The sequence below is a fragment of the Pinisolibacter aquiterrae genome (assembly GCF_019160155.1).
GTDB classification, from domain to species: Bacteria; Pseudomonadota; Alphaproteobacteria; order Rhizobiales; family Ancalomicrobiaceae; genus Pinisolibacter; species Pinisolibacter aquiterrae.
On sequence record NZ_JAFNIH010000041.1, the window covers coordinates 178,817 to 203,868 of the forward strand.

The following is a 25,052-nucleotide window of genomic DNA, read 5'->3' on the forward strand; positions in this document are numbered from 1 at the left end:
GTCACCGGCAGGGCCCTCTCAGCGCCAGGTCTTCTTGTAGGCGCCGGCGGTGGTGGTCTGCCCCTCCGCCAGCCGCCGGGTCATGTCGGCGGCGATCGGCCGCCCCGCCATGTGGTCGTCGACCGCCTTGCGGAAGGCGGCGACCACGGCCTGGGTATAGGCGCGGCTCCGCTGCCGTCCCTCGATCTTGAAGGCGGTGACGCCCGCCTCCACCAGCGCCGGGATCAGCTGGACCGCGTCGAGACTGACCGGATCCTCGAACACGTGGCCGATCGTGCCGCCGGCGCTGAAGCGGCCCTTGCAGAGGGTCGGATAGGGCGCCGCCTCGCCCTTGGGCGTGCGATCGATCGTATAGGCGCCGAGCTTCGCCACCAGTTCGTCGCCGTCCTGGGCATAGACCACGTGGCTCGGCGGCGAGCACACCCCGGTCATGTTGGGCGATTTGCCGGTGGCGTGGCTGGAGAGCGAGCACCGCCCCTCGGCCATCACGCAGAGCCCGCCGAAGACGAAGACTTCCGTTTCGCAGGCGACCTCGGCGTTGATCGCCGCGATCTCCGGCACCGAGAGGACGCGCGGCAGCACCACCCGCCGGATCCCGAAGGTCTCGACCCAGAAGCGGATCGCGTCCGGATTGGCCGCCGCCGCCTGCACCGAGAGATGCCGGCGCAGCGTCGGGTGCTTTTCGGTCGTATGGGCGACGAGGCCGAGATCGGCCAGGATCACCGCGTCGGCGCCGGCCCCTTCCGCCTTGGCCACCGCCTCGTGCCAGAGGGGCGTGCGGCCGGCCTGGGGGAAGGTGTTGATCGCCACCAGAACCTTGGCGCCGCGCTGATGGGCGAAGCGGATGCCCTCCTCCAATTCACGCTGGTCGAAGTTGAGGCCGGGAAAGTTGCGGGCGTTGGTCTCGTCGCGGAACCCGCAATAGATCGCGTCGGCGCCGGCCTCCACCGCCGTCCGGAGCGCGGCGGGGGTGCCCGCCGGGCAGACGAGTTCCGGGCGGATCTTGGTCAGGGGTGCGTTCATGCCGTCTCTCCCGGCCGCCCCAGCGCCACGCCGGTGAGGCGCTCGGCGAGCGGCCGCATCGCCTTCAGCATCGCCGCGACCGTGCCGGCCGCCGGCCCGGTCATCACGGCGATCTCGGCCGGCAGATCGATCTCGGCGTCGTCGACCGCGTTGCGCAGCGCCAGCACCGCCTCGGTGTCGCCCTCGATGACGATGTCGCGCGAGAAGAACAGCGCGTCGCCGTCGAGCGCCCCGTGCACCATGCCGATCAGCGCCGCGAGCGGCCCGGCGATGCGGGCGTCGTGAGCGACCGGGATCGTGCCGGAGGCATCGCGCTTGACCGCCTCGAGGCGCGGCATCGCCGGGTCGGGCGCGAGCAGGAAGGCGAAGGAGAGATCGGTCGGCTCGATCAGGAAGCGCTTGCCGGCGTGTTCGCCGAGCCGCGAGAACAGCGACGGGTGACGGTCGGCGAGCGAGCCGACGAAGCGGCGCAGCGCCAGATCGAGCGGCAACGTCGGCAGTCGGCCGGCGATTCGGTCGATCAGCCGGGGAAAGCGGGGGAGGGCGAGGTCGGTCATGGATCCGGTGTCGTCGGGAGCGGCGCGAGGCGGCGATCGACGATCACTCCCACGCCCGTCGCTCTCCGTCCTTGCGGTCGATCAATCCGCGCCGTCCTGTGTGGCGGTCGCCGCCGCGCGCCAGAGCGCGGCGTCGGGGGCTTCCACCAGCGGCCGGAGGAAGGCGAAGGCGGCCTCGAGATGGTCGCGCGCCGCCGCGCCGAGCCCGCTGCCGAGCTCGAAGGCCTCGCCGCGCATGCCGAGCACGAAGGCGGGCGGCGGCGTCTCGCCCATCACCCGGGAATAGACGTCGAGCACCGCCTCGGGCGCCATGGCGTGCGACGTATGGGTGAGGCCGAGCCTCGGCCCCGTCTCGACGAAGGAGAAGGGCGTCGGCGCCACCACGCTGGCGTCGACGAAGAGGGCGAGATCCGCCCCCTTCAGATCGAGCGCGTGCTCGAGTTGCAGTTGGAAATCCTCGATCGTCGCCACGTGGGGAAGACCGAGATCCTCGATCCTCTGGAGGAGGAGCGGACCGAGCCCGTCGTCGCCGCGCGACGTATTGCCCCAGCCGAACACCACGATGCGGGGTCGGCGGGAGGTCCCGGGCTCGGTCGCTCCTTCCGGGGTCGGCGCGTCCGGAGTGGCCCGACCCCGATCCTCGTCGCTCACGTGGGCGCCCCCATGTTGCGCCGCGCCCGATGGATCAGATCGCCCGAGGCGTCGACGAGATCGACCTCGAGCGGCATCTGCCCGAGCGCATGGGTGGCGCAGGAGAGACACGGATCATAGGCCCGGATCGCCACCTCGATGTGGTTGAGCAGGCCCTCGCTCACCTTGCGCCCGTCGAGATACTGCAGCGCGACCGAGCGGATCGCCTCGTTCATCGCCTGATTGTTGTTGGTCGTGGAGACGATGAGGTTGCAGAAGGTGACCTGATCGTTCTCGTCGACCCGGTAGTGGTGGAAGAGCGTGCCGCGCGGCGCCTCGATCACGCCCACCGCCTCGCCGCGCCGATCGCCCTTGTCGGCCATCAGATCGGTGCCGAGGATGTCGGGGTCGTCGAGCAGGTCGCGGATCAGCTCGCAGGCATGCAGCGCCTCGATCAGCCGCGCCCAGTGATAGAAGAGCGTCCCCATCACCGGCTTGCCGTTGCCGAGCGCCATCATCTTCTTGCGCTCGATGTCGGCGAGCGGGGTGGAGAGCCGCGAGGCGACCTGGACGCGCGCCAGCGGACCGACCTTGTACCAGCCCTTTTCCGCCCCGAGCGCGCGGATGTGCGGGAACTTCATGTAGGACCAGGACTTGGCCTCCTCCTGGAGCACCTCCTCGTAGGTCGAATAATCGACGTGGTCGAAGATCGTCGAGCCGTCGGCCGCCTGGGCACGAAGCCCGCCGTGATAGAAGTCGAGCGCGCCGTCGTCGCCGACCATGCCCATCATCGACGAATCGAACTCGCCGAAGCGGTTGTAGAACTCCGGCTTGGTGCGATGCAGGCTCGCCACCATGTGGACCGCGCCGAGCGACCATTCGATCATCTGATCGACGTCCCGCCGTATCTCCTCGCGCTCGGCCGGGGTCAGCGCCTTGTTCATGCCGCCGGGGATGGCGCCGGTGCCGTGGATGCGCTTGCCGGCGGTGTGGCGGATCACCTCCTGGCCGAACTTCCGGAGGAGCACGCCCTGTTTGGCGATCTCGGGGAAGTCCTGGGCGACGCCGACGATGTTGCGCCGGGTCGGCTCGCTGTCGAAGCCGAGCAGCAGGTCGGGCGAGGCGAGGTGGAAGAAGTGCACCGCGTGGCTCTGGACGATCTGGCCGTAATGCATGAGCCGGCGAAGCTTCTCCGCGGTGGCGGGAAGCGGCCCGTAGCCGGCGATCAGATCCATCGCCTTGACGGCGGCGAGATGGTGGGAGACCGGACAGATGCCGCAGAGCCGCTGCACCGTCACCGGCACTTCCCAATAGGGCCGCCCCTCGATGAAGATCTCGAAGCCGCGGAACTCGACGATGTGCAGCCGCACCTGATGGATGCGGTCGGCGTCGTCGAGCAGCAGCGTCACCTTGCCGTGACCCTCGACCCGGGTGACCGGATCGATCGCGATCCGCTTCAGCTTCTGGGGGTTTTCGGCGGTTTCCAGTCGGGACATGGGATCGCCCTCCTCAGTCGAAGCGCAGCATCGGGTGTTCGAGGCGCGGGATGCGGCCGTCGATGAGATCGGTCAGATATTTCCAGATCGCGTCGCCCGAGGGCGGGCAGCCCGGCACGAAATAGTCGACCCGGACCACTTCGTTGATCGGATGGACCTTGTCGAGCAGGAGCGGCAGTTCGGGGTCGCTCGGCACCGATCCCTTCATGCCCTCGGAGCGATGGGTATAGACCCGCGTCAGGCACTCGCCGACGTCGAGATGGTTGCGCTGCGCCGGCAGCCCGCCGTTGACCGCGCAGGCCCCGAGCGCCACCAGCACCTTGGCGTTGGCCCTGAGCTCGCGCAGCACGTGGACGTTCTCGGCGTTGCAGACCCCGCCCTCGACGATGGCGATGTCGCAGGGACCGCAGTGTTTGATGTCGGTGATCGGCGAGCGGTCGAACTCGACCAGTTCGGCCAGCGCCAGCAGCCGCTCGTCGATGTCGAGCAGTGACATGTGGCAGCCGAAACAGCCCGACAGCGAGGTCGTGGCGATCCGCACTTTGCGTTTGCGGGTGGTTGGGGCGACATGGAACATGGGATCACGCCTCCTCGGTCGCGCGCCGTTCGGCCAGGGTGGAAATCGCGTCGACGTCGTAGGTGCGGCTGCCGATCGGCACCGCGAAGCCGACGCGTTTGGGCAGGATCGCCCCGACCGGGCAGATGTGCGCCGCCTTGTCGGTCAGCGCGAAGTCGGTGTCGGCGAGTTTGCCGGAGGGCGAATTGACCACGACGTGGCTCGCCACGCCCCGGCCCGCCAGCGCGAAGACGTTCTTGCCGTCGACCTCGCGCGAGGCGCGGACGCAGAGTTCGCACATGATGCAGCGGTTGAAGTCGATCAGCACGTCCGGATGTGAGGCGTCGAGCGGCCGCGACGGATAGAAATGCGCGTAGTGGGGCGTGAGCATTTCCAGATCATAGGCGAGCGCCTGCAGCGCGCAGTTGCCGCTCTTCTCGCAACCCGGGCAGAAGTGACTGCCCTCGACGAACAGCATCTGCAGGAGCACACGGCGATTGCCGTTGAGTTCCGGCGTGTCGGAGGACACTTCCTGGCCCGGCATCGCCTTGACGGTGCAGGCCGAGCCGTAACGGCCGTTGACCTTGATCGTGCACAGCTTGCAGGAGCCGTGCGGCTTGAATTCGGGGTGATGGCAGAGATTGGGAATGTAGTGCCCCGCCGCCAGCGCCGCCTCGAGGATGGTCTGGCCGCGCTCGAAGCGCACCGGCCGGCCGTCGAGGAGGAAGGTCTCGTAGTCGCTCATGGTCGTCCTCCTCAGGCGTGATCGAGCATGTGGCTGTCGGCGTCGTCGCGGCCGGTCACGGCACGGGCGCGCGCCAGCGCCGCGTCGAGATCGAAGGCCGGCTCGAAGTCCTTGCGGGCGAGCTTCTGCTCGTAATCGTCGCGGAACTTGCCGATCGTGTCGGCGATCGCCCCGCCGGCGGTCTGGCCGAGGCCGCAGTGCGAGCCGGTGCGCATCACGTCGTGGAGATGCTGGAGCTCGTTCATCTCGTATTGAGTCGCGTGTCCGGCCGCGATCTTGTCCATGATCTTGGCCTGGATCGCGGTGCCGACCCGGCACGGGGTGCAGAAGCCGCAGCTCTCGTGGGCGAAGAAATGCGCGAAGTTGTGGGCGACCGCGAACATGTCGCGATGTTCGCCGAACACCATGAAGGCGCCCGCCGTCGGCACGTCCTCGAAGGCGATGCGCCGGCCGAACTCGCGGATGCCGAGACAGGTCCCGGCCGGGCCGGAGATCTGCACCGCCTTGGGCGAGCGCGCGCCGCAGTCGTCGAGCACTTGGCCCACCCGCACGCCGAACGGATATTCGTAGATGCCGGGCCGCTCGCAGTCGCCGGAGACCGAGAGGATCTTGGTGCCGGTCGACTGTTTGGTGCCGAAGCCCTCGTAGCCGGCGCCGCCCTGGAGGGCGATCTCGGTGACCTTGCACAGCGTCTCGACGTTGTTGACCACCGTCGGCTTGTTCCGGTAGCCGCAGACCACGGGGAACGGCGGCCGGATCCGCGGCCGTCCCGCCTTGCCCTCGAGGCTTTCGATCAGCGCCGTCTCCTCGCCGCAGATGTAGGCGCCGGCGCCCATGTGGATCTCGATGTCGAAATCGAACCCCTCGACGCCCTGGATGGCGCGGCCGAGCAGGCGCCCGGCGCGCAACTCGGCGAGCTTCTCCTCGAGCGGGGCGAGCAGATAGAGATATTCGCCGCGCAGATAGACGAGGCCGTGCCGCGCGCCGGTGACGAAGCCGGCGAGCGCCATGCCCTCGAACACCCGCTCGGGATAGAATTGCAGCAGCACCCGGTCCTTGAACGTGCCGGGCTCGCCCTCGTCGGCGTTGCAGACGATGAAGCGTTCGTCGGCCTGCGCCTTCTTCGCCGCCTCCCATTTGACGCCGGTGGTGAAGCCGGCGCCGCCGCGCCCGCGCAGGTTCGACCGTTTCACCTCCGTCAGGAAGGCCTCCGGCCCCATGGCGATCGCGGCCTTCAACGCCGATCCGGGCATGAAGTCGGAGCCGAGCAACATGTCGGCGCGGCGGATGTTGTGGTCGATCTCGAAGAGATCCTTGGGCCAGTCGGACACCGGCACCTTCGAGCGGATCAGATCGTGGATCTGATCGGCGCGGCGCAACGTCATCTTCGGAATGGCGATACCGTTGACCAGGATCGCCGGCCCCTGGTCACAGAGCCCGGTGCAGGAGGTGAAGTCGAGCGACACCAGACCGTCCGGCGAGACCTCGCCGCGCGCCACGCCGAAGCGGCGCGCCATGTGCTCGAAGATCGCCTGATTGCCGAGCATCCGGTCGGTGATGTTGTCGGAGAAGAGGACGACGTAGTCGCCGCGCGGCCGGCGGTAGAAGAACGAATAGAACTCGAGCGTCGATTCGACCTCGCCGATCGCCATGCCGAGGCCCTGGGCGATCGCCGTCACCGTCTCGGGCGGGATCCAGCCCTCGATGGCCTGTGCCTCGCGCAGGATCTGGACCAGACGGCCTCGATCCCGGCGGTTGCGGTCCAATACGCGGTCGAGTTCCGTCTCGTGAGCTTTGCCGGTCTTCGTCACCTGACCCTCCCTTGGCTTGCGCGGGAACCCATCGTCAGGTGATGCACTGATCCATCGGCGCGCGATGTGATCTCCATCAAAGGTCGGAAATTCACGCCGTTCGGATCGGCGCCGCCGGAAAGACGGCGACCGTCGCCGCCACCGCCGCCGACCCTTCGGCCGGCAGAGATTTCGTCAGATTTCGGAAGGCGGGACGGTCCCCGGCCCGCCGCCGGTTCGCGCGCGACCGGCCCTGGTCAGGGCCTGACCGCGCCATCGTGTCGCGATTTTCGCATGGCGGGCATGTCGCCCGCGCAATGCCGTCACTTCTTGCGCAGAGCGTCGAGGAGCGCCGCGCCGAGCGCGCCGGGGCCGTTCGACGGCGGTGCCGACCCGGGCCTGCCGCCCTTCGGCCCCGGCCCGCCGCCGCCACGCGGGCGATCGTCGCGGCCCCCCGGGGGCGGCCCCATGCGGGCGCCGCCGTCGTCCTTGCGCATGGTGAGGCCGATGCGTTTGCGTTTGGCGTCGACCTCGACGACGCGCACCTTGACGACGTCGCCGGCCTTCACCACTTCGCGCGGATCCTTGACGAAGCGATCGGCCAGTTGGCTGACGTGGACGAGCCCGTCCTGATGGACGCCGATGTCGACGAAGGCGCCGAAGGCGGCGACGTTGGTGACCGTGCCCTCGAGCACCATCCCCGGCCTCAGATCCTCGATCTTCTCGATGCCCTCCGCGAAGGCGGCGGTCTTGAAGCCGGGGCGCGGATCGCGACCGGGCTTCTCGAGCTCGCTCAAGATGTCCTTCACCGTCGGCAGGCCGAAGCGTTCGTCGACGAATTTGCGCGGATCGATCGCCTTCAGCGCCGCCGCGTCGCCCATCAGCGCCCTGAGGTCGCGCCCGCAGTCCTTGACGATGCGCTTGGCCACCGCATAGGCCTCGGGATGGACCGAGGAGGTGTCGAGCGGTTCGTCGCCGTCGCGGATCCTGAGGAACCCCGCCGCCTGCTCGAAGGTCTTCGGCCCGAGCCGGGCGACCTCGAGCAACTGCCGGCGATTGCGGAACGGCCCGTTCGCCTCGCGATGGGCGACGATCGCTTCCGCGAGCGAAGCACCGAGGCCGGAGACGCGGGTGAGCAGCGACGCCGAGGCGGTGTTGAGATCGACCCCGACCGCGTTGACCGCGTCCTCGACGACCGCGTCGAGCATCTTCGCGAGCCGCGCCTGATCGACGTCGTGCTGATATTGGCCGACGCCGATCGCCTTGGGGTCGATCTTGACCAGTTCGGCGAGCGGATCCTGCAGGCGGCGGGCGATCGAGACCGCACCGCGCAGGCTGACGTCGAGATCGGGCATCTCGGCGGCGGCGAGCGCCGAGGCCGAATAGACCGAGGCGCCGGCCTCCGAGACCACCACCTTGATCGGCTTGCGATCCCCCATCTCGCCGATCAGCATCGACACGAGCCGGTCGGTCTCGCGGCTGCCGGTGCCGTTGCCGATCGCCACCAGCTCGACATGGTGCTTCTGGATCAGGTGCTTCAGCGTGGCGAGCGTGCCCTGGACGTCCTGTTTCGGCGGGAACGGATAGACCGTGGTGGTCGCCACCACCTTGGAGGTCGCATCGACCACGGCGACCTTGACGCCGGTGCGGATGCCCGGATCGAGCCCCAGCGTGGCGCGGGTGCCGGCCGGGGCGGCCAGCAGCAGGTCCTTGAGATTGGCGGCGAAGACGCGGATCGCCTCCTCCTCCGCGCGCTCGCGCATCGCTCCCATCAGTTCGACCGAGAGCGACAGCGACAGCTTCACCCGCCAGCACCAGCGCGCCACGTCGAGGAGCCATTTGTCGGCCGCCCCGGTCGCGCGCGACGGCGTCGGCACGGGGATGCCGAAGGTCTCGGCGATGATCGCCTCGACCGGCTTCACCGGCGCGGGATCGTCCGCGTCGACCTCGAGATCGAGCGCCAGGACCTCCTCGTTGCGCCCGCGCAGCATGGCGAGCGCCCGGTGCGACGGCACGTCGGCCCAGCGCTCGACGTGGTCGAAATAGTCGGCGAACTTCTCGCCCGCCGCCTCCTTGCCCTCGACCACCCTGGCCCGGAGCCGCGCCCGGCCCTGCATGTGGCCGCGCAGCCGCCCGACCAGATCGGCGTTCTCGGCGAACTGCTCGGCGAGAATGTCGCGGGCGCCGTCGAGCGCCGCCTTCACGTCGGCGACTTCCGCCGTCACGAAACCTTCCGCCAGCGCCTTCGGGTCGACCGAGCGATCGGCGAGGATCCGTTCGGCGAGCGGGCCGAGGCCCTTCTCGCGGGCGATCTCGGCGCGGGTGCGCCGCTTCGGTTTGAAGGGGAGATAGAGATCCTCGATCTCCGCCTTGGAGGTGGCGCGGGCGAGCTTGCCGGCGAGCTCGGCGTCGAGCTTGCCCTGGGCGCGGATGCTCTCGACGACCGCCGCGCGCCGCGTCTCCATCTCGCGCAGGTAGCCGAGCCGCTCCTCGAGCGTGCGCAATTGGGTGTCGTCGAGGCCGCCGGTCACCTCCTTGCGATAGCGCGCGACGAAGGGCACCGTCGCGCCCTCGTCGAGGAGCCCCACCGCCGCCTCCACCTGAGCCGGGCGACAGCCGATCTCGGCCGCGATCGTCGCGGTGATGCGGGTGACGACGGTCGGATCGAGGGGCTGGGCCATGGTCTATCTCCTGAAACGTCGCCGACCGATAGCAAGTCGCCGCCGTTCTCCGAAAGGGGAAACGCGCGTCGAGCGACGAAACATGTGGAGGAGCGCGCCCGCGCGGCCTCGATCGTCGCGCGTTCTACGGGAAAGGTGGGATGAGGCGGGTCCGAGAAGGGATTACCCTGCCGTCCCGGCGAGGCCGGCCGCGGTCCCAGGCGGCGAAGACGGCCTCGACCCGGAGCGAGCCATGAGCACCATCGACGATCTGAAGGAAGCATTCGCCGGCGAATCGCAGGCGAACCGCCGCTATCTCGGCTTTGCCGAAAAGGCCGAGGCCGAGGGGTTCCCCAGCGTCGCCAAGCTGCTGCGCGGCATCGCCGCCGCCGAGACGGTCCACGCGCTCGCCCATCTGAAGGCGATGGACGGCATCGGCCCGACGGCCGCCAACCTCGCCGAGGCGATGGCCGGCGAGAAACACGAGTTCACCGAGATGTATCCGCCGATGGTCGAACGCGCCGAGGCGGAGGGCCACCGCAAGGCCGCCCGCTCCATGCGCTTCGCGCTGGCCGTCGAGAAGGTCCATTACGATCTCTTCGAGAAGGCCGCCGCCGCGGTCGCCGCCGGCACCGATCTCGGCGAGGTCGAGGTCCACGTCTGCCCGGTCTGCGGCCATACCGTGATCGGCCCGGTCGAAGGGCCGTGCCCGGTCTGCGGCGCCCGTCCCGACCGCTACGACGACGTCGCCTGACCCATCGTCCGCTCGCCGCCCTCGACCCGCCGCGTGCCGAGGGGACGGGCTCGTTTCCGCAAGGCTAAGGTCGAGGGTTTCGCTTCCGCGAGAGGGCCGCTATCTTCTCGGCGGAGAAGCGGAAACGGGGCCGAGCGGAACCGGGGCGGGCGGGGCGATCCAATCGATTTGCTCCGTCGGATCTCGGTTGTCGACCGCGTCGGCTGGTCATCCACGAGGAGGAACGCGGTCTCATGAACAAGATCTATCCGAGCGCTGCTGCCGCGCTCGCGGGCGTGGTGAAGGACGGTCAGACGCTCGCCGTCGGCGGCTTCGGCCTCTGCGGCATTCCCGAGGCGCTGATCGCGGCGCTGCGCGATTCCGGCGTCACCGGCCTGACCTGCGTGTCGAACAACGCCGGCGTCGACGGTTTCGGCCTCGGCCTTCTGCTCGAGACCCGTCAGATCAAGAAGATGATCTCGTCCTATGTCGGCGAGAACAAGCTCTTCGCCCAGCAGTTCCTGTCCGGCGAGCTCGAGCTCGAATTCGCCCCCCAGGGCACGCTCGCCGAGCGCCTGCGCGCCGGCGGTGCCGGCATCCCCGCCTTCTTCACGGCGACCGGCGTCGGCACGGTCGTGGCCGAGGGCAAGGATCTGCGTGAATTCGACGGCCGCACCTACGTCATGGAGCGCGGCATCGTCGCCGACGTCGCCCTGGTCAAGGCCTGGAAGGCGGACGCCGCCGGCAACCTGATCTATCGGAAGACCGCGCGGAACTTCAATCCGATGTGCGCCACCGCCGGCAAGGTGACGATCGCCGAGGTCGAGGAGATCGTGCCCGTCGGCGAGCTCGATCCCGACCAGATCCACACCCCCGGCATCTTCGTCCAGCGCCTGGTGCTCAACGCCACGCCGGAGAAGCGCATCGAACAGCGCACCCTGCGCAAGACCGCCTGAGGAGACGCCCCATGCCCTGGACGCGTGACGAAATGGCGGCCCGCGCCGCTCGCGAACTGCAAGACGGGTTCTACGTGAACCTCGGCATCGGCCTGCCGACGCTGGTCGCCAACTACATCCCCGAGGGGATGAACGTGTGGCTCCAGTCGGAGAACGGCCTGCTCGGCATCGGCCCCTTCCCGACCGAGGACGAGATCGACGCCGACCTGATCAACGCCGGCAAGCAGACCGTGACCGCCCTGCCGGGCGCCTCGTTCTTCTCCTCCGCCGACAGTTTCGCGATGATCCGCGGCGGTCACGTCAACCTCGCCATCCTCGGCGCCATGCAGGTGGCGGCGAACGGCGACCTCGCCAACTGGATGATCCCCGGCTCGATGGTCAAGGGCATGGGCGGCGCCATGGACCTCGTCGCCGGCGTCCAGCGGGTGATCGTGCTGATGGAACACGTCGCCAAGGGCGGCGTCCACAAGATCGTGCCGGAGTGCACCCTGCCGCTGACCGGCCAGGGCGTGGTCGACCGCATCGTCACCGATCTGGCGGTGATGGACGTGACGCCGAAGGGCATGAAGGTCCTGGAGATGGCGCCGGGCGTCTCGATCGCCGACCTGACGGCCGCGACCGGCGTGCCGCTCGACTTCTCCGAGGTCGAGGGGTGAGCCCCGACACGATGTTCGAAACGGAACGGGCGGCCGAGAGGCCGCCCGTTCGCGTTTCGGCGCAGTGGTTCACCGCATCCTGAGCAACTCTTCCGCCGTTTCCGCGTCGAGGCCGACGGCGTTGATCCAGCCGCCGACCAGCGCCGCCTTGATCGCCGGCGCCTTGGTCGCGTGCATCGCCACGCCGAGGCGCATCGGCACCCGCTGGAGGACGCGCGGCGACACCGAGAGGGTGCGATCGTCGAATTCGGTCGGGATCAGCACGCCGCGCGGGCCGTAGAACCAGCCGCAGATGGTGCCGACCGCGCCCGCCGTAGCGATCGCCTCGATCTTGTCGGAGGGGATCACCCCGTGCCGGAACACCGTCGCCAGCGGATTGATCGCGCCGATGCCGACCAGCGCCAGATTGGCCCGGCCCATCAGGTCGAACACCGCGCCGACGGTCGAGGTGGCCTTGAGATGGGCCGCCGCCTCCGCCCCGTCGACGATCGCCGGCACCGGCAACTGCCAGGCGCGGCCGCCGAGGCCGGTGGCGAGCGTCCGGCACACCTCGCTCGAATGCGAAGGGATCTGCGGCGCGCCGACACCGCCGATGAGCGAGACCACGTCGACGTCGGTCGAGCGCGCCCGGCGCACCGCCGCCGCCACCGCCGCCACCGTGTCGCCGTCGGAGACCCCGATCACCGCGCCGGCCTGGGCGCGTTCCTCGACCAGCCGTGCCACCGCCCGGCCGAGCACGTCGGCGGTCTGGGCGCCGCCCGAGCGCGGCTGCACCACCACGGCGAGATCGATGCCGTAGGCCGCCGTCAGGCGTCGCTCCAGCGCGAAGTCGCGCAGGCCCGTCGGAGAGATCTGAATTTCCACGAAACCGAGATCCATCGCCGCCTTGAGGGCGCGGCTGACGGTCGATTCGGATATGTCGAGCGCCCGCGCGATCTCGTTCTGAGGCAGCCGCTGATCGTATCGCATCTGGGCGATGCGCAGGATCGTCTCGTCGTCTCTTCGATGCCGGGCCATGATGTCCATTGGGCGTGGGGTGAAAGAAATTCGATAACACACGAAATTGCATGTGTCACACGCAGGATGCGGTATTCGGGCGTGTCCGATCGCCGCGATCGCCGAAGATCGTCCCGAGGGGCCGCATCTCGGAATATGTGAGCGATATCAGCGCGAGGAGCGGCGCTGGCGGTCGATTCGGGTGAGGTCGATCACCCGATCGGCGATGGTGATCTCGAAGGTCGCGCCGGGTCCGTCGCCGATCAGTTCGATGGTGCCGCCGTGGGCGCGCACCAGCTCCGCGCAGATCGCCAGTCCGAGGCCGGTGCCGCCCTGGCGCACACCGCCCTGGAACGGGCGGAAGAGATTGTCGCGGGCGCGCGCCGGCACGCCCGGCCCGGTGTCGCTCACCCTGAGCGTCACCACCGTGCCGCTGCGCCGTCCCGAGATGGTGATCCGCCGCACCAGCGCGGGATCGGAATCCGCCTCGAGCGCCTGACGGGCATTGCGCACCAGATTGAGCAGCACGCGGAAGAGCTGATCGGAATCGGCCTCGATCTCCAGCGCCTTGTCGACGTCGATCTCGAGCCGGACGGCGGTCTCGCCGGCCGCCGCCTCGCCGTCGCCCTCGCCGCCGAGGCCGGCCATCTCGGCGACGTCCTCGACCAGCCGGCGCACCGCGATCAGACGCCGGTCCGGCGGCGCCTCGCCGGTCTTGCCGTAGTCGAGCACCGCTCGCGAATAGCCGATGGCGCGGTCGAGGGTCGCGACCAGCTTCGGCACGAAACGCTGCACGGTCGGGTCGGGAATGGCGGAGAGCCTGTCGGTCACCAGCTGGGCCGCCGCCAGCATGTTGCGCAGGTCGTGGTTGATCTTGGAGACGGCGACGCCGAGATCGGCCAGATGCTTCTTCTGGGTGAGCGCGCCCGCGACCTCGCTCTGGAACTCGGCCATGCGCCGCTCGGCGTCGCCGATCTCGTCGTTGCGCGGGGTCGGCCGGATGATCCGGTCGGGATCCTCGGGGTCCTCGGCGAAGCGCGCCATCGCCCGGGCCATGTGCTCGAGCGGCTTCAGGAACATCCGCCGCAGCACCAGGAACACGACGATCGCCACCACCGCCACCAGCGCCGCCGAGAGCATCGCCAGATTGATGGCGAAACGCACCGTGGCGGCGCGGATCGGCGTCGACGACATGACGAGATCGACCACGTCGCCGCGCGCGTTGGGCGGCCCGAGCACCCGCAGGGTCTCCTCGTCGCCGTCGAACAACATCGTGATCGCGGCGATCGACCAGCGCCACGCCTGCGGCTGGTCGAGATCGACGATGCGGTCGATCCGCGTCGGCGGCGTCTCGGAGACCGCCACCAGCCGCCGCATGTCGCCCTGCCGCACCGAGATCACCGAGGCGCTCATCTCGCCGAGCAGGCGGTTCTGCAGATCGCGACCGATGTCGGCGCTGCCGGAGAGCGCGGTCACCACCAGTTCGGCCCGGTGGATCGCCTCTTGGAGCCGATTGATGCGGAAATGCGCCAGCGACGGCACGAACACGAGAATCTCCGCGACCACCACGAAGAGCGCGGTGAGGGCGACGAGCCGCGTCGACAGCCGGGGACCCCGGCTGCAGACCGGCCCGGCTCGGGTGAGTTCGTCGTCGGCGCGCGTCGCGGCCATGATCGGATCGGCTCCGGGAGAAGAAGCGCCATGCTATCCTCGACCATCGTCGGCGAAAAGGCGTGAAATCGCCGTTTCGTGACGGCGCTCCTCGTTGACAGATCCGCCCTGCGCCACCTATAAGCCCCCTCGACCGGGATCCTCGTCCCTTCGGGCCGCGCAATTGCGCGCGTCCATCATCGGCGGAAAGCCGACGATCGCACGGTCGGTTCCCTCGCCGTGAGGGGGTCGAACGGCGGAAGAGGCGTCCCATCACGACGAACCCCGCGCTCGGGCGCGGGTGACGCACAACTCGAGACCAGGGGGCCGCCATCACGGGCGGCGACGACCCATGAAGCGCACCTACCAGCCCTCCAAGATCGTGCGGAAGCGCCGTCACGGCTTCCGTTCCCGCATGTCCACCGTCGGTGGCCGGCTGGTGATCGCTCGCCGCCGCGCCCGCGGTCGCAAGCGCCTCTCGGCCTGATCGCGAAGCGACCGTCCCGCCGATGGCCCTCGGCCTCGGCATGGCGCCGCAAGGCACGAGGACGTGGGACGCGATGCGGAGATTGAAGAAACGCGCCGAGTTTCTGGTCGTCGCCCGTGGGGCGCGGTCGGCTCGGCGCGGCTTCGTTCTCCAGTCCGCTCTCCTCGCCGACGCCGAGGTGGACCCGCGCTGCGGTTTCACCGTGACCAAGAAGGTCGGCAATGCGGTGGTGCGCAATCGTGTTCGCCGCCGCCTCAAGGAGGCTCTGCGCCTCGATGCCGATCGCGTCGCGCGGCCCGGCCGGGACCATGTCCTGATCGGACGTCGCGAGAGCCTCGACCTCGACTTCGCGACCCTGCGCGCCGACCTCGTCGGCGCCTTCGCGCAGGCGCACAAGACCCTCGCCAAGAGCATCGCGTCGGCCGCCCCCGTGGCCGCTCGCCCGGCCGATCTCCCGGCCGCCGACCGCACGAGCGGTGAAACCCCTGGGATCGTCGGATGATCGAGAACAAGAACTACATCTTCGCGATCGCGCTCTCGGTTCTCGTCCTGTTCGGGTGGCAGTATTTCATCGCCGGCCCCCGCATGGAGGCCGAGCGCCTGCGCCGCGCCGCCGAGGTGACGCAGGTCGCGCCCGCCGCGCCGACCGCCGCCGCGACCGCGGCCGCGCCGGGGGCCGTTCCGGCCGCCCCGGGCGCGGGCACCCCGGCCGCGCCGGCGCCGCTCGGCAACGGCGTCGTCGCCACCGCCCAGACCCGCGCCCAGGCGATCGCCGCCCGTCCCCGCATCGAGATCCGCACCCCGACCCTCGACGGCTCGATCGACCTCGTCGGCGCCCGCCTCGACGACGTCTCCTTCCGCAAATATCGCGAGACGATCGATCCGAAGAGCCCGGAGATCGCGCTCCTGACTCCGGCCGGGGCGGAGAACGCCTATTTCGCCGATTTCGGCTGGCTGTCGGACGCCGGCGCCCCGGTCAAGGTGCCTGGCCCCGAGACCCGCTGGATCCAGCAGGGCACCGGCGCGCTGACCCCCTCGACCCCGGTGGTGCTGACCTGGGACAACGGTGAGGGCATCGTCTTCGAGCGCACCATCGCGGTCGACGCCGAATACATGTTCACCGTCACCGACAAGGTGAAGAACGCGACCGACCGAGCCACCGCGCTGTTCCCCTATTCGGCGCTCTCGCGTTTCGGCACCCCGACCACCTCGGGCTACTACATCCTCCACGAGGGCGCGATCGGCGTCTTCGGCGACGAGGGTCTCAAGGAGGTCAACTACAAGGACCTCAAGGAGAAGCTGAAGATCGAGCCGGCCAAGGTCGCCGGCGGTTGGATCGGCTTCGTCGACAAGTACTGGGCCGCCGCGCTGATCCCCGACAAGGCCGTCACGACCCAGCCGCGCTTTGCCGCGACCCCGGCCGCCGCCGGCCAGCCCGACGTCTACCGCACCTTCATGCTGGCCGAGGCGATGCCGCTCGCCGCCGGCGCCGAGATCTCGTCCTCGACCCGGCTCTTCGCCGGCGCCAAGGAGGTCGGCGTCGTCGACGGCTACGCCAAGACCTACGACATCGCCCGCTTCGATCGGCTGATCGACTGGGGCTGGTTCTACTTCCTGACCAAGCCGCTGTTCCACGTCATCAGCTGGCTGAACCATCTCGTCGGCAACTTCGGCATCGCCATCCTGATCGTCACGGTGCTGATCAAGGCCGTCTTCTTCCCGCTCGCCAACAAGTCCTACGACTCGATGAGCAAGATGAAGAAGGTGCAGCCGGAGATGAAGGAGCTTCAGGCTCGCTTCAAGGACGATCGCACCGCCCAGCAGCAGGCGCTGATGGATCTCTATCGCCGCGAGAAGATCAATCCTCTCGCCGGCTGCCTGCCGATCCTGGTGCAGATCCCGGTGTTCTTCTCGCTCTACAAGGTGATCTTCGTCACCATCGAGATGCGTCAGGCGCCGTTCTACGGCTGGATCCACGACCTCTCGGCGCCCGATCCGACCTCGCTGTTCAACCTGTTCGGCCTGATTCCCTGGACGCCGCCGCAAATGATGATGATCGGTCTCTGGCCGCTGATCATGGGCGTCACGATGTTCGTCCAGATGAAGCTCAATCCGCCGCCGCCGGATCCGACCCAGAAGATGATGTTCGACTGGATGCCGGTGCTGTTCACCTTCATGCTGGCGTCGATGCCGGCGGGTCTGGTGATCTACTGGACCTGGAACAACCTGCTCTCGATCGCCCAGCAGGCCTACATCATGTCCCGCAACGGCGTGAAGGTGGAGCTCTGGGACAACATCAAGGGCATGTTCGGTCGGGGCTCGGCCAAGGTGGGCTGAGGCTCGCGACGAGGGAGTGTGACGTCGATGGTCGTGTGAGGACGATCGGGCACGCGGTCCGCGCGAGGCGGACGGTCCCGGTCGCAAGACCCGGAAGACGCCGGACCGGCGAGGCTCTCGCCGTCCGGTCTCCTGTTCTCCTTCGACGAGCCCGGCGATGCCCCTCCTCTCTCCTCCCGATCCGACGACGATCCACCCGCTGCCGGCCCATCCTCGGGTCGTGTTCCTCAAGCCACTGATCGACCGGGACACGATCTCGGTCGGCGACTTCACCTACTACGACGACCCCGACGAGCCCGAACGCTTCGTCGACAAATGCGTCCTCCACCATTACGACTTCCTCGGCGACCGGCTGGTGATCGGCCGCTTCACGGCGATCGCCACCGGGGTACGGTTCATGATGAACGGCGCCAATCACGCCATGACGGGGATCTCGACCTTTCCCTTCTCGATCTTCGGACACGGTTGGGAAGAGGGGTTCGACTTCGAGACGATCCGCGCCGGGCTGAAGGGCGACACCGTCGTCGGCGACGACGTGTGGATCGGCACCGAGGCGATGATCATGCCCGGGGTGACGATCGGCGCCGGCGCGATCGTCGCGGCGCGCTCGGTGGTCGCCTCCGACGTGCCGGCCTATGCGGTCGTCGGCGGCAATCCGGCCCGGGTGATCCGCTACCGTTTCTCGCCCGAGGAGATCGAGCGCCTGCTGGCGCTTGCCTGGTGGGATTGGCCGATCGAACACATCACCGCGTCTCTCGACGCGATCCGCGGCGGCGACGTCGCCGCGCTGGAACGAGCCGCGCCGGCAAAGGGGGGGCGACCATGACCGATGAAGTGGACGCCCGCGCGATCGCGGCGGCCGAGAAGGCCCGCCTCCTCTTCGCCCGCCCCTGGGCCTTCGCCAAGGGGGCGGTCGATCTCGCCGATCTGCCGCCGATCGACGCCGGATCCGAGATCGCCTTCGCCGGCCGCTCCAACGTCGGCAAGTCGTCGCTGATCAACGCGGTTCTCGGCCAACAGGGCCTCGCGCGCACCTCCAATACGCCCGGCCGCACCCAGGAACTGAACTATTTCGTGCCGGCGGTGCTGAATGAGCGCTCCAAGAAGACCGAACGACTGACCTCCGGCGCCCCGCGCGAGATGGTCGACGCCGGCCTCTCGATCGTCGACATGCCCGGCTACGGCTTCGCCCAGGCGCCCAAGGCCCAGGTCGAGGACTGGACCCGGCTGGTCTTCTCCTATCTGCGCGGCCGTCCGAACCTGCGCCGCGTCTATCTCCTCATCGACGGCCGCCACGGCCTGAAGCCGGTCGACACCGAGGTGCTCGACATGCTCGACAAGGCGGCGGTCAGCTATCAGCTGGTGCTCACCAAGGCCGACAAGATCGCCAAGGAAGAGACCGGCCGCCCGGTCGCCGCCGTTCTCGCCGCCACGGCCGAGGCGATCCGCAAACGGCCCGCCGCCCACCCGGTGATCCTGGTGACCTCGTCCGAGAAGGGCTGGGGCATCGAGGCGCTGCGGGCCGAAATCGCCTTCTTCGCCGCTTGATCTCGTTCTGGAGACCGTCATGTCCGTCACGTCGAAGTCCGAAGCCGCCATGGTCGCGGAAGCCGAGATCCTCTCCAAGGCGCTGCCCTACATGCTGCGCTACGACGACAAGACCGTGGTGGTGAAGTTCGGCGGCCACGCCATGGGCGACGAGGCGCTCGGCAAGGCCTTCGCCGAGGACATCACGCTGCTGAAGCTCTCCGGCCTCAACCCGGTCGTGGTCCACGGCGGCGGGCCGCAGATCAACGCGATGCTGGCCAAGCTCAACATCAAGTCGGAATTCGCCGGCGGCTTCCGCATCACCGACCGCGCCACCGTCGACATCGTCGAGATGGTCCTCGCCGGCTCGATCAACAAGGAGATCGTCCAGACCATCCAGGAGGCCGGCGGCCGCGCCATCGGCCTGACCGGCAAGGACGGCAACATGGTCACCGTGACGCGGCTGAAGCGCACCGTCGTCGATCCCGATTCGATGATCGAGAAGGTGGTCGATCTCGGCTTCGTCGGCGAGCCCAAGGAGGTTCGCACCGAGGTGCTCGAGGTTCTGAAGAAGTCGGACATCATCCCGGTCCTGGCTCCGGTCTGCCCGGGCGAGGACGGCGAGACCTACAACGTCAACGCCGACACTTTCGCCGGCGCCATCGCCGGGGCGCTCAAGGCGTCGCGCGTCCTGTTCCTCACCGACGTGCCCGGCGTCCTCGACGCGAACAAGCAGCTGATCAAGGAACTGTCGCGCGCCGAGGCTCAGCGCCTGATCGACGAGGGCGTCATCACCGGCGGCATGATCCCCAAGGTCGAGACCTGTTTCGAGGCGCTCGATCGCGGCGTCGAGGCGGCGGTCATCCTCAACGGCAAGGTGCCGCACGCCGTCCTGCTCGAACTCTTCACCGAGCACGGCGCCGGCACGCTGATCACGCCGTGATCGCCGGCCCGAACCGCACCACCGGCGGCGGCATGGACGAGGCGGCGCTCGCCGCCCGCTTCCGCGCCGTCGACGTGTGGATCTTCGATCTCGACAACACGCTCTATCCGGCCGCCACCGACCTCTTCGCCCAGGTCGACGTGAAGATTCGCGATTATGTGATGGAGCTGGTCGGCGCCACCGCCGAGGAGGCCCACCGCCTTCAGAAGGACTATTACCGTCGCTACGGCACCACCCTGCGCGGGCTGATGCTGGAGCACGGCATCTCGCCCGACGGCTTCCTCGAATATGTCCACGACATCGATCATTCCGTGGTCGCGCCCGATCCCCACCTCGGCGCGATGATCGAGCGCCTGCCGGGCCGCCGCTTCATCATGACCAACGGCACCCGCCGGCACGCCGAGAAGGTCGCCGATCGCCTCGGCATCACCCGGCACTTCGAGGACGTCTTCGACATCGTCGCCGCCGATCTCCTGCCGAAACCCCATCGCGCCACCTACGAGAAGTTTCTCGGGCAGGCCGGGATCGACCCGACCCGCGCCGCGATGTTCGAGGACCTCTCCCGCAACCTCGAGGTGCCCGACGCGCTCGGCATGGCGACGGTGCTGGTGTGGTGCCGGCCGGCACCGAGACGGTGATGCGCGAGACCTGGGAATTCGACGGCCGCGACGCCCCCCACGTCCATTGGGTGACCGACCATCTCGCCGGTTTCCTGGAGCGCGTCGCCCCGAGTGCGACGCCCTGACACGCGACCATCGGATCGGCGCGCCGTCGTTGATCGCCGCCGCGCCCGCCGCTATGGTCGCGGCCGAACCTCCCCTTCTCCCGATCATCCGATCGCCAACGGACGGAACCCGCCCGATGAACCTCACGCCCGCCGCCCTCGCCGATCTCGCCGCCACCATCGACGACGCCTTCGAGCGCCGCGCCGAGATCGACACCACCACCAAGGGCGCGGTCCGCGACGCCGTCGAGACCGCCCTCGACCTGCTCGACAAGGGCAAGGCCCGCGTCGCCGAGAAGCAGGATGGCGGCTGGGTCGTCAATCAGTGGCTGAAGAAGGCGGTGCTTCTGTCCTTCCGCCTCAACGCCATGAGCGTCATCAAGGGCGGTCCCGGCGACGCCACCTGGTGGGACAAGGTCCCCTCCAAGTTCGACGGCTGGCGCGCCATGGAATTCGACGCCGCCGGCTTCCGCGCGGTGCCCGGCTGCATCGTGCGCCGCTCCGCCTTCATCGCCCCGAACGTGGTGCTGATGCCCTCCTTCGTGAACCTCGGCGCCTATGTCGACGGCGGCACCATGGTCGACACCTGGGCGACCGTCGGCTCCTGCGCCCAGATCGGCAAGAACGTCCATCTCTCCGGCGGCGTCGGCATCGGCGGCGTGCTGGAGCCGCTCCAGGCCGGCCCGACCATCATCGAGGACAACTGCTTCATCGGCGCCCGCTCGGAAGTGGTAGAGGGCGTGATCGTCGGCGAGGGCTCGGTGCTCGCCATGGGCGTCTACATCGGCGCCTCCACCAAGATCGTGAACCGCATGACCGGCGAGGTCCACGTCGGCTGGGTGCCGCCCTATTCGGTGGTGGTCTCCGGCAACCTGCCCGGCAAGCCGCTGCCCGACGGCACCCCCGGCCCGTCGACCTATTGCGCCGTCATCGTCAAGACCGTCGACGCGCAGACCCGCTCGAAGACCGGCATCAACGAGCTGCTGCGCGACTGATCGACCGGCTAGGGGAGGGAGAGGTGGCGGAATCCGGGCTCGTGCCGCGCCTCGCCGCCGCCCTGTTCTCGCACGCCGGACGCCTCGATCGCGGCGGCTGGTGGACGCGGATGGCGCTCGTCGCCGCGCTCTGGGTCGCCCAGGACGCGCTGGCGAGCGAGGAGAGCCTGTCCTTATTCGCCGAACATCTCGGCCGCCGCCCGGCGACACTGGCGGCGGTCTGGGGCGCCGTCGCGCTTCTCTGGATCGCCGGGGTCTGGATCCTGGTCGTCGCGAGCGCCCGCCGCCTGCGCGATCGCGGGCAACCGGGCCTGCGCCTCCTCGCCTTCGCCCTGCCGGCGATCGTCGCCGCCCATTGGCTGGAGCGGCTGTGGTTCTCCTGGATCGCCTTCGTCCTCGCGCTCCTCTGGGGCCTCGTCGAACTCGGCGTGCTCCCCGGCGAGGTCGCGCCGAGGGAGCCCGGCGAGAGGTGAACGGCCCGGATCGCCGCGCCTCGTGAGAGTTCGAGGGATCTCGGCAAGGCGCGGGAAACCATCCGGCGGATCGCCGGGCGGAATTGATCGTCGGGTAAGGTCCTCGTGCGAGGGTTTCCGGGTGGATCTCGTCCCCGGAAGGGCCCGCCCGTGTCGCCGATCGCCTCCCTCTTCACGCTCCGAGGACGGACCGGCCGTGGCGGCTTCTGGGCCGCCGGTCTCGTTCAGATCGTCGTCGGTCTCGCGCTCGCCCTCGCGCTCGGCCCGACGGTGGATCTCGATTGGACGAACACGAACATCGCCGATCTCCTTCCATGGATCGCCGTGGCGGCCGTGCCGGCCTGGATCGGCTTCGCCGCGACGGTTCGGCGCTGGCACGATCGCGACAAGTCGGGCTGGTGGTGCCTCGTCGGCGCGCTGCCCCTGATCGGTCCGGTCTGGCTCGCCGTCGAGCTCGGCCTTTCGCCCGGCACGCCCGGCGCCAATCGCTTCGGCCCGCCGGTGGGCGAGGCTGCCGCCCGGGTCCGAGACGATGCGCCGGCGGCCGACGACGGTCGCCTCGACGACGTCGTCGCGCGCTGGGCCGCGTCCGCCTCCCGCTCCGCTCCCGCCGCCTCGCCGCCCGCCGCGCGCCCCACCCCGCTCGCCGAGGTGATCTCGCGCCCGAGCCGCGCCGGTTTCGGTCGGCGTGGTCTCCCCTCTTGAGCGTCCGATGGAGGGTTCCGCCTTGCGTTTCCTGACGTTCCTCTTCCTGCCGCGCGGTCGCATCGGCCGGGCGGAATTCTGGATCGGGCTCTTCGTCCACATCTGGATCCTGCGCAGGCTCGCCGTCCCCCAGGCGATCATGGCGCTCGCCGACGGCGTCCTGCCGGCGCAGGTCGGTTGGCTCGGCGGGTTCCTCGCCGTCGTCGACTTCTGGCTGGTGTGGTGCCATTTCGCCAAGCGGTGGCACGACATGAACTTCGCGGCGGTGTGGACGCTGGTGCTGTTCATCCCCGCGCTCGGCCCGACCATCGGCTTTCTGATGCTCGGTTTCCTGCCCGGCAGCCGGGCGGCGAACCGTCACGGCGCGCCGCGTCCCCTGCGCGCCGCCCTCGACGAACTCGTCGCCGGGCTGAACGGCGACGTCGGCCTCGCGGGCGCTCGGCGCCCCGTCGTCGAGCCCGTTCCCATCCTCGTCCCGGTCGAGGAGCCGTCCCCGCCCCGCGCCACGGTGGTCGCGAAGGGGCCGCCGGTCATCGTGCGCCGCGACGGGAGCCGCCTCTGGGGGACACGCTCGCCCGACCGGGCCTCGACCTCGGCCGCCGTGCGTCGCCGCCGTTGACCCCGTCGCGGGCGGACGGTTACATGCCCCCGATGACCCATTCGCTTCCCGCCCTCGACGATCCCGTCGCCATCGCCCGCGCGCTCCTCGTCTGTCCGTCGGTGACGCCGGCCGACGGCGGCGCCCTCGATCTCGTCGGCGCCATCGCCGCGAGCCTCGGCTTCACCGTCGAACGCCCGGTCTTCTCCGAGGCCGGCACCCCCGACATCGACAATCTCTTCGCCCGCCGGGGCGACGCGGGGCCGCATTTCGTCTTCGCCGGCCACACCGACGTGGTGCCCCCCGGCGACGTCGCCCGCTGGCGCCACGACCCTTTCGCCGGCCGTATCGAGGAGGGCATCCTCTACGGACGCGGCGCCGTCGACATGAAGGGCGGCATCGCCGCCTTCCTCGCCGCCCTCGGACGCCTCGCGGCGAAGGGCGTCGAGCTCCCCGGTTCGGTGTCGCTGCTGATCACCGGCGACGAGGAGGGGCCGTCGATCAACGGTTCGGTCAAGCTCCTGAAATGGGCCGACGAACGCGGCCATCGCTTCGACGCGGCGATCGTCGGCGAGCCGACCAACCCGGAGGCGATCGGCGACGCGATCAAGGTCGGCCGGCGTGGCTCGCTCTCCGGCACGGTCACCGTGACCGGCCGCCAGGGCCACGTCGCCTATCCTCACTTGGCCGACAACCCGATCCCCAAGGCGATGCGCCTCGCCGCCGCGCTGGTCGCCACGCCCCTCGACGCCGGCAACGATCGCTTCCAGCCCTCGAACCTGGAACTGGTCTCCTTCGACGTCGGCAATCCCTCGTGGAACGTCATCCCGCGCGAGGCCCGCGCCCGCTTCAACATCCGCTTCAACGATCAGTGGAACCGGGCGAGCCTCGACGCCGAACTGCGCCGGCGCCTGCGCGAGGCGGCCGGCAACGACGTCGACTGGGAGCTGACGCTCGAGAGCCCGTCGTCGGACAGTTTCCTGACCCGCGATCCCGCCCTGGTCGAGACGCTCGCCGACGCGGTCGAGAGCGTCGTCGGCCGCCGTCCCGGCCTCTCCACCAACGGCGGCACCTCGGATGCTCGTTTCATCAAGGATTATTGCCCGGTGGTCGAGTTCGGCCTGGTCGGCCAGACCATGCATCAGGTCGACGAACGCGTGCCGGTCGCCGATCTCGAGGTGTTGACGCAGGTCTATGTCGCCTTCCTCGAACGGTGGTTCGGGAGCGCGCGATGAGCGGCGCGACGATCGCCGCGCTGGTCGGATCGCTCCGCCTCCTCGGCGGTGATCGGCGCGGTCTGGCGGCGATGGACACGAGCCTCGACGGCTTCTGGTCGTCCTTCAGGGTGATGCTCTGGCTGGCGCCGGCCGTCGCCCTGTCGATCCTCGCCGATGTCCGCCTCAACGCCGCCCTCGGCACGCCGCACGAGACCGGCACCGTGGTGGTGATCCTCGCCGGCCTGGTCAACTACGTCTTCGGCTGGATCGCCTTTCCGCTGTTTCTCGCCGCCCTGGGCCGGCCGCTCGGCCTCACCCGCGTCTTCGTGCCGTGGATGGTGGCGCGCAACTGGACGGCGATCGCCGCCTCGCTCCCCTATGCGCTGGTGGTGGCGCTGTGGCTGATGCACCTCCTGCCGACCTCGATGCTCGGCCCGGCGACCCTCGCCGCCCTCGGCTTCTCGCTCTTCTGTGGCTGGCGCGTCGCGGTCCTCGCCGGTGAACGGCCCTGGGGCGCGGCGGTCGGCTTCACCCTGGTCGACTTCATGCTCGGCCTTCTCGTCGAATCCGCCGCCGACCGGCTGCTCGGCCTCTGACA

Annotated in this window: 25 protein-coding genes and 1 pseudogene; 16 read left to right on the plus strand and 10 right to left on the minus strand. The window is 69.4% G+C overall.

Annotation, left to right across the window (positions count from 1 at the left end; genetic code table 11):
- Positions 1–18: 18 nt before the first annotated feature.
- The 8 genes from ubiU to J3S89_RS16315 all read right to left on the minus strand — a co-directional run bounded on the left by ubiU (position 19) and on the right by J3S89_RS16315 (position 9,478).
- Positions 19–1,023: a ubiquinone anaerobic biosynthesis protein UbiU gene (gene ubiU / locus J3S89_RS16280; RefSeq protein WP_217928801.1), complete on the minus strand. Its 1,005-nt coding sequence runs from the start codon at positions 1,021–1,023 to the stop codon at positions 19–21.
- Positions 1,020–1,580 carry a ubiquinone anaerobic biosynthesis accessory factor UbiT gene (gene ubiT, locus J3S89_RS16285; RefSeq protein WP_217928803.1) on the minus strand — a complete coding sequence of 187 codons (561 nt, stop codon included), beginning with the start codon at positions 1,578–1,580 and terminating at the stop codon, positions 1,020–1,022. Before ubiT ends, ubiU begins: the two co-directional genes overlap by 4 nt.
- A gap of 81 nt (positions 1,581–1,661) precedes the next feature.
- Positions 1,662–2,231, minus strand: coding sequence for a hydrogenase maturation protease (locus J3S89_RS16290; RefSeq protein WP_217928805.1), 570 nt, complete (start codon positions 2,229–2,231; stop codon positions 1,662–1,664).
- The gene (locus tag J3S89_RS16295) at positions 2,228–3,706 is read right to left on the minus strand and encodes a Ni/Fe hydrogenase subunit alpha (RefSeq protein ID WP_217928807.1); all 1,479 of its coding nucleotides are present in this window, start codon (positions 3,704–3,706) and stop codon (positions 2,228–2,230) included. The genes J3S89_RS16290 and J3S89_RS16295 overlap by 4 nt, the downstream gene beginning before the upstream one ends.
- A 13-nt stretch (positions 3,707–3,719) precedes the next feature.
- Positions 3,720–4,283, minus strand: coding sequence for an NADH-quinone oxidoreductase subunit B family protein (locus tag J3S89_RS16300; protein ID WP_230489188.1), 564 nt, complete (start codon positions 4,281–4,283; stop codon positions 3,720–3,722).
- A 4-nt stretch (positions 4,284–4,287) separates the two neighbouring features.
- Positions 4,288–5,007: a 2Fe-2S iron-sulfur cluster-binding protein gene (locus tag J3S89_RS16305; RefSeq protein WP_217928809.1), complete on the minus strand. Its 720-nt coding sequence runs from the start codon at positions 5,005–5,007 to the stop codon at positions 4,288–4,290.
- A gap of 11 nt (positions 5,008–5,018) precedes the next feature.
- Entirely contained in the window at positions 5,019–6,818 is a 1,800-nt protein-coding gene (locus tag J3S89_RS16310; RefSeq protein WP_217928811.1) for an NAD(P)H-dependent oxidoreductase subunit E, read from the minus strand.
- A 302-nt stretch (positions 6,819–7,120) separates the two neighbouring features.
- Positions 7,121–9,478: a Tex family protein gene (locus J3S89_RS16315; RefSeq protein ID WP_217928813.1), complete on the minus strand. Its 2,358-nt coding sequence runs from the start codon at positions 9,476–9,478 to the stop codon at positions 7,121–7,123.
- A 232-nt stretch (positions 9,479–9,710) separates the two neighbouring features.
- On the opposite strand from J3S89_RS16315, the gene J3S89_RS16320 reads away from it, so the two are divergent.
- From J3S89_RS16320 to J3S89_RS16330, 3 genes are all read left to right on the plus strand, one after another.
- Positions 9,711–10,211, plus strand: a complete 501-nt coding sequence (locus J3S89_RS16320; protein ID WP_217928814.1) for a rubrerythrin family protein — start codon at positions 9,711–9,713, stop codon at positions 10,209–10,211.
- A 233-nt stretch (positions 10,212–10,444) separates the two neighbouring features.
- Positions 10,445–11,146 (plus strand): CoA transferase subunit A, encoded by a 702-nt coding sequence (locus J3S89_RS16325; RefSeq protein ID WP_217928816.1) that lies wholly within the window; start codon positions 10,445–10,447, stop codon positions 11,144–11,146.
- 11 nt (positions 11,147–11,157) lie between these two features.
- Entirely contained in the window at positions 11,158–11,802 is a 645-nt protein-coding gene (locus J3S89_RS16330; RefSeq protein WP_217928819.1) for a CoA transferase subunit B, read from the plus strand.
- Between the two features lie 69 nt (positions 11,803–11,871).
- Here J3S89_RS16330 and J3S89_RS16335 read toward each other — a convergent pair whose 3' ends face one another.
- Entirely contained in the window at positions 11,872–12,819 is a 948-nt protein-coding gene (locus J3S89_RS16335) for a sugar-binding transcriptional regulator (RefSeq protein WP_217928821.1), read from the minus strand.
- A 147-nt stretch (positions 12,820–12,966) separates the two neighbouring features.
- Positions 12,967–14,469: a sensor histidine kinase gene (locus J3S89_RS16340; RefSeq protein ID WP_217928823.1), complete on the minus strand. Its 1,503-nt coding sequence runs from the start codon at positions 14,467–14,469 to the stop codon at positions 12,967–12,969.
- Positions 14,470–14,800: 331 nt separating this feature from the next.
- Here J3S89_RS16340 and rpmH point away from each other — a divergent pair, with 331 nt between their 5' ends.
- From rpmH to J3S89_RS16405, 13 genes and pseudogenes are all read left to right on the plus strand, one after another.
- Positions 14,801–14,935 carry a 50S ribosomal protein L34 gene (rpmH, locus tag J3S89_RS16345; RefSeq protein WP_217928825.1) on the plus strand — a complete coding sequence of 45 codons (135 nt, stop codon included), beginning with the start codon at positions 14,801–14,803 and terminating at the stop codon, positions 14,933–14,935.
- A gap of 73 nt (positions 14,936–15,008) precedes the next feature.
- Positions 15,009–15,437 (plus strand): ribonuclease P protein component, encoded by a 429-nt coding sequence (gene rnpA, locus J3S89_RS16350; RefSeq protein ID WP_217928826.1) that lies wholly within the window; start codon positions 15,009–15,011, stop codon positions 15,435–15,437.
- Positions 15,434–17,272, plus strand: coding sequence for a membrane protein insertase YidC (gene yidC / locus J3S89_RS16355; protein ID WP_217928827.1), 1,839 nt, complete (start codon positions 15,434–15,436; stop codon positions 17,270–17,272). Before rnpA ends, yidC begins: the two co-directional genes overlap by 4 nt.
- A 157-nt stretch (positions 17,273–17,429) precedes the next feature.
- Positions 17,430–18,098 (plus strand): CatB-related O-acetyltransferase, encoded by a 669-nt coding sequence (locus J3S89_RS16360; RefSeq protein ID WP_217928828.1) that lies wholly within the window; start codon positions 17,430–17,432, stop codon positions 18,096–18,098.
- Positions 18,095–18,820, plus strand: coding sequence for a GTP-binding protein (locus J3S89_RS16365; protein WP_217928829.1), 726 nt, complete (start codon positions 18,095–18,097; stop codon positions 18,818–18,820). The genes J3S89_RS16360 and J3S89_RS16365 overlap by 4 nt, the downstream gene beginning before the upstream one ends.
- A gap of 19 nt (positions 18,821–18,839) precedes the next feature.
- Positions 18,840–19,742, plus strand: coding sequence for an acetylglutamate kinase (gene argB, locus J3S89_RS16370; RefSeq protein WP_217928830.1), 903 nt, complete (start codon positions 18,840–18,842; stop codon positions 19,740–19,742).
- A 32-nt stretch (positions 19,743–19,774) separates the two neighbouring features.
- Positions 19,775–20,487 (plus strand): annotated as a pseudogene (locus J3S89_RS16375) (pyrimidine 5'-nucleotidase).
- A gap of 116 nt (positions 20,488–20,603) precedes the next feature.
- Positions 20,604–21,461: a 2,3,4,5-tetrahydropyridine-2,6-dicarboxylate N-succinyltransferase gene (gene dapD, locus J3S89_RS16380; RefSeq protein WP_217928831.1), complete on the plus strand. Its 858-nt coding sequence runs from the start codon at positions 20,604–20,606 to the stop codon at positions 21,459–21,461.
- Positions 21,462–21,484: 23 nt separating this feature from the next.
- On the plus strand, positions 21,485–21,934 hold the full coding sequence (locus J3S89_RS16385) for a DUF805 domain-containing protein (protein WP_217928832.1): 450 nt from the start codon (positions 21,485–21,487) through the stop codon (positions 21,932–21,934).
- A gap of 150 nt (positions 21,935–22,084) precedes the next feature.
- Complete coding sequence (locus J3S89_RS16390) at positions 22,085–22,639, plus strand: DUF805 domain-containing protein (protein WP_217928833.1); 555 nt, start codon at positions 22,085–22,087, stop codon at positions 22,637–22,639.
- Between the two features lie 22 nt (positions 22,640–22,661).
- Positions 22,662–23,258, plus strand: coding sequence for a DUF805 domain-containing protein (locus tag J3S89_RS16395; RefSeq protein ID WP_217928835.1), 597 nt, complete (start codon positions 22,662–22,664; stop codon positions 23,256–23,258).
- 23 nt (positions 23,259–23,281) lie between these two features.
- Positions 23,282–24,472: a succinyl-diaminopimelate desuccinylase gene (gene dapE / locus J3S89_RS16400; protein ID WP_217928836.1), complete on the plus strand. Its 1,191-nt coding sequence runs from the start codon at positions 23,282–23,284 to the stop codon at positions 24,470–24,472.
- The gene (locus tag J3S89_RS16405; protein ID WP_217928837.1) at positions 24,469–25,050 is read left to right on the plus strand and encodes a hypothetical protein; all 582 of its coding nucleotides are present in this window, start codon (positions 24,469–24,471) and stop codon (positions 25,048–25,050) included. Before dapE ends, J3S89_RS16405 begins: the two co-directional genes overlap by 4 nt.
- Positions 25,051–25,052: the final 2 nt, after the last annotated feature.